This window comes from Paraburkholderia terricola (assembly GCF_900142195.1).
Classification (GTDB): Bacteria; Pseudomonadota; Gammaproteobacteria; order Burkholderiales; family Burkholderiaceae; genus Paraburkholderia; species Paraburkholderia terricola.
In genome coordinates this window covers 67526-68955 of record NZ_FRAB01000037.1, presented here as the reverse complement: position 1 = coordinate 68955, position 1430 = coordinate 67526, and the positions used below count along the sequence as shown (strand labels likewise).

Annotated in this window: 1 protein-coding gene; it reads right to left on the bottom strand. The window is 64.2% G+C overall.

Annotated features, from left to right (window positions below):
- Positions 1 to 1430: electron transfer flavoprotein-ubiquinone oxidoreductase (locus tag BUE39_RS25385; protein WP_084561483.1), on the bottom strand; the 1430-nt coding region annotated here is incomplete at both ends.

The window sequence follows — 1430 nt, the reverse complement described above, 5'->3', positions numbered from 1 at the left end:
TTGCAGTGCACGCAGTTCTGCGCGTTGATCACGAGGCGCTCGCCGCCGTCGTCGGTCTTCACGAATTCATAGACCGCGGCCGGACAGTAGCGCGCTTCGGGACCGGCATAGGTCTGCAGGTTCACGTTCACCGGCACGGTGGGGTCTTTCAGCGTCAGATGCGCCGGCTGGTTCTCTTCGTGATTGGTGTTCGAGATGAACACGGACGAGAGCCGGTCGAACGTCAGCTTGCCGTCCGGTTTCGGATATGTGATCGGCGTGCATTGCGACGCGGGCTTGAGCATCTCGTGATCGGCGTGCTGGTGATGCAGCGTCCACGGCACGTTGCCGCCGAACAGCTTCTGCTCGATGCCGACCATCAGCGTGCCGAGGTACAGGCCCTTGCTCATCCACTGCTTGAAGTTGCGCGCGCGATGCAGTTCGGTGTGCAGCCACGATGTGCGGAACGACTCCGGGTAGGCCGTGAGTTCGTCGTTCCGACGTCCGGCCTGCACCGCATCGAACGCCGCCTCGGCGGCCAGCATGCCGGTCTTGATCGCCGCGTGACTGCCCTTGATGCGCGAGGCGTTCAGGAAGCCCGCATCGTCACCGACGAGCGCGCCGCCGGGGAACACCAGCTTCGGCAGCGACATCAGCCCGCCCGCGGTGATCGCCCGCGCGCCATACGAGACGCGCTTGCCGCCTTCCAGAAACCCGCGGATCGCCGGATGCGTCTTGTAGCGCTGGAATTCCTCGAATGGCGACAGATACGGGTTCGTATAGCCGAGGCCGACCACGAAGCCCACCACCACCTGGTTGTTATCCATGTGATAGAGGAACGAGCCGCCGTAGGTATCGGTGTTCAGCGGCCAGCCGGCGGTGTGCATCACGAGACCCGGCTTGTGTTTCGACGGCTCGATTTCCCACAGTTCCTTGATGCCGATGCCGTAGACCTGCGGATCGACGCCGTCGCGCAGCCTGAATTTCTCGTCCAGCTGACGGCCGAGATGCCCGCGCGCGCCTTCGCAGAAGAGCGTGTATTTCGCATGCAGTTCCATGCCGAGCTGGAAGTTCTCAGTGGGCTGGCCGTCCTTGCCGATGCCGAGATTGCCGGTGGCGACGCCCTTGACCGAGCCGTCGTCGTGGTAAAGGATCTCGGCAGCCGGAAAGCCCGGAAAGATCTCGACGCCCGCCGCTTCGGCCATGGCGCCCAGCCAGCGCGTGACGTTCGCGAGGCTGATCACGTAGTTGCCGTGGTTCCTGAAGTTATCCGGCAGCGCCCAGCCCGGCACGCTCTTCGAGCCGGTTTCGGTGAGGAACAGGAAGCGGTCCTCGGTCACGTCCACCGTGAGCGGCGCGCCTTGTTCCTTCCAGTCGGGAATCAGTTCGGTGATCGCGCGCGGGTCCATCACCGCGCCCGAGAGGATGTGCGCCCCGATCTCCGAGCCTTT